General features: G+C 73.5%; 3 protein-coding genes. 1 reads left to right on the forward strand and 2 read right to left on the reverse strand.

Annotated elements, in window-relative coordinates; all coding sequences use genetic code 11:
- On the forward strand, positions 1 to 328 hold a 328-nt coding region (locus AB0H87_RS40420; RefSeq protein WP_360158709.1), incomplete at its 5' end, for a hypothetical protein.
- Positions 329 to 332: 4 nt separating this feature from the next.
- Here the strand turns inward: AB0H87_RS40420 and AB0H87_RS40425 are convergent.
- Together AB0H87_RS40425 and AB0H87_RS40430 are read right to left on the reverse strand one after the other, a co-directional pair.
- Entirely contained in the window at positions 333 to 1,541 is a 1,209-nt protein-coding gene (locus AB0H87_RS40425; protein WP_360158712.1) for an NAD(P)/FAD-dependent oxidoreductase, read from the reverse strand.
- 64 nt (positions 1,542 to 1,605) lie between these two features.
- Positions 1,606 to 2,631: alpha/beta fold hydrolase (locus tag AB0H87_RS40430; RefSeq protein ID WP_360158715.1), on the reverse strand; the 1,026-nt coding region annotated here is incomplete at its 5' end.

Consider the following 2,631-nt stretch of genomic DNA (forward strand, 5'->3'; position numbering starts at 1 on the left):
GGACTGCGACGCGTTCACGTGGTCGTTCGGGTGCACGTCGCGGCCCAGCTCGCGGACCGCCGGCGTCCGCCTCGGCTGGGCGCTGCGCACGCTCGGCGAGCCCGGCCCGGCGCGCGCCGCCGTCGAACCCGCGCACGACTGGTACCGGGCCGCCGGTGGCGGCGACGCGGCGCTGTTCGCCTCCTGCCTCCTGGCGGCCCTCGACGCCGACGCCGACGAGCCACTGGCCGGGCAGCGGCTCGAGGAGATCCTGATTGCCGCCCGCCGAGCCGGCGACGGTCAGGCCGAGGCACTCGCTCTGGAAACCCTGGCCCGATCGCCCGCCTGACGTGCTAACGCGGGTTGCTCGTCAGCCGGGCGACGCTCTCGGAGGCGAAGAACTCCGCGGGCGACTCGACACCGGCGTTGAGGCGGGCGAACTCGTCCGTCGCGTCCTGGTTGCCGGCGACGGCGGCGAGCAGCCGCTGCAACTCGGGTGGCGGCGGCTCCAGCGTGGCGAGGTCGCACGTGAACTCGTACAGCGGCAGCGCATGCTCGTCGCGGCCCTGTTCGTAGTCGGCCATCGCCTCGTCGTAGCCGCGGGCGCCGGACAGCGCCGCGTCCAGCGCCGCAGCGCAGAGCGTCGCGTCGCGGAAGGCGTCCTGGATCCCCTGGCCGGTGATCGGATCCTTGATGTAGCCGGCGTCACCGACGAGCGCCCAGCCCGGCCCCCACGAATGGCGGAAGCCGTTGGGGGTCGCCATGCCGGCGAACCGTTCCGCGCGGGTGCCCGCGGCGACCCGCTCGGCGAACGTCGGCGCCAGGGAGAGGGTCCGCAGGAAGGCCTCTTCGACGTTGGCCTTGTTCGCGCCGAACTCCGCGTAGGGCCAGCCGGCGATGACCACCGTCAGGTCGTCGTTGGTCGGCCAGGCGGCGATGCCGCGGTTGGGCCGGAGATAGGTCTCGAACCGGCCGGACATCGGCAGTCCGCTCCAGTAGCTGTAGTACATGGCCAGCAGGCGCGGCTTCTCGTGGTACGCCTCCGGTGTCACCGCGGCGGCGACCACCGACCGCCAGCCGTCGGCCCCGACGACGACGCGTGCCCGCTCGGTCAGCGTCCGGCCGTCCCGGCCGTGACCACGGATGCCCGTCACGCGGCCGTCCTCGGTGCGGACCTCCGACACCGTGAAGCCCTCCCGCACCTCGGCGCCGGCGGCCGCCGCGGCGTCGACGAGCAGCTTGTCGAGCACGGTGCGGCGGGGTGCGTACGCGACCGGCGACGCGTCGGTGCCCGGTGCGCCCGCGAGGACGATCGGCCCGAGATCGAACGCGTAGGTGTGGATCGCCGGACAGCCGGAGGCCACCAGCCCGTCGAGCAGCCCCCAGTCCCGCAGCGAGGCGACGCCGGGTGGATGGACGATGTGCGTGGAGACGGTGTCACTCGGGAAGGTCGCGCGGTCGACGACGAGGACGCGGTGGCCGCGCTGGGCCAGCAGCATCGCTGTCGGTGATCCCGCGCATCGGGCACCGATCACGATCACGTCGTACGGTCTCCCGCCCACACCTCGACCGTATCCCCGCCGCCGCGCCACATCGGGCACACCGCGACCGTGCGCACCGCACGCCTCAGCCGAGCAGCTCCGGCCGCTGCCAGTCCTCGCCCTTGACGTGCTGGGCCAGGAAGGCGAACACCGTCGCGTACCAGGCCTTGGCGTTGCCGGGCTTGAGGATCCAGTGGTTCTCGTCCGGAAAGTAGAGGAACTTGTGGCCACCGTCCGCCGACCGCGACAGGAGGTCCCACCACAGCCGCAGGGCCTCGCCGATCGGCACGCGGTAGTCCTTGTCACCGTGGATCACCAACATCGGCGTGTGGATCGCGTCCACAGTGGCGTGTGGGGAGTTGGCCGCGAGGCGTTCGGCGGTGAACTCGCGCGCCCAGTAGAACGGCGCGTCCGTGGTGGTCATCATCTGGTCGAGCGCCCAGAGCGAAGCGTGCGTGACGATCGCGTCGAACCGGTCGGTGTGCCCGGCGATCCAGTTGGCCATGTAGCCACCGAACGACCCGCCCATCGCCGCGGTGCGCGTCCCGTCCACGTCCGCCCGCGCCACGGCGGCGTCGGTCAGAGCCATCAGGTCCGTGTACGCGGCGTCGCCCCAGCTCCCCCAGCCGCGCTTGATGAACTCGACGCCGTAGCCGGTGGACAGCGCCGGGTCGGGCAGCAGCACCGCGTAGCCCTGCGCCACGGCGAGCCACGGGTTCCACCGCCAGGTCCACCCGTTCCAGGAGCCGAGCGGTCCACCATGGATCCACAGCAGCAGCGGTGCGGGCGTGTCCGTGCCGTTCGGCAGCGCGAGCCAGGCCCGCAACTCGGTGCCGTCCGCGGCGGTCGCGGCGACCTCGGCCAGCCGGCCGTCGACGCGGACGTCGGCGCCCGGCGGAACGGGCAGCGGCTCGGCGCCCCCGGACCCGTCCAGGGGCACGCGGACCGGCGTCGGCGGGCTGTCGACGGCGTTGCGCAGCGCGTAGACCCAGCGCCCGTCCGGCGCCACGCGCAGGTCGGTGTAGGCGCCGTCGTCCGCGGTCAGCCGGGTGACGTCGCCGGTCGCGGCGTCCACCCGCCACAACGGCGCACGCCCGTTGTCGTCGGCACC

The organism is Asanoa sp. NPDC050611 (genome assembly GCF_040654855.1).
Classification (GTDB): domain Bacteria; phylum Actinomycetota; class Actinomycetes; order Mycobacteriales; family Micromonosporaceae; genus Asanoa.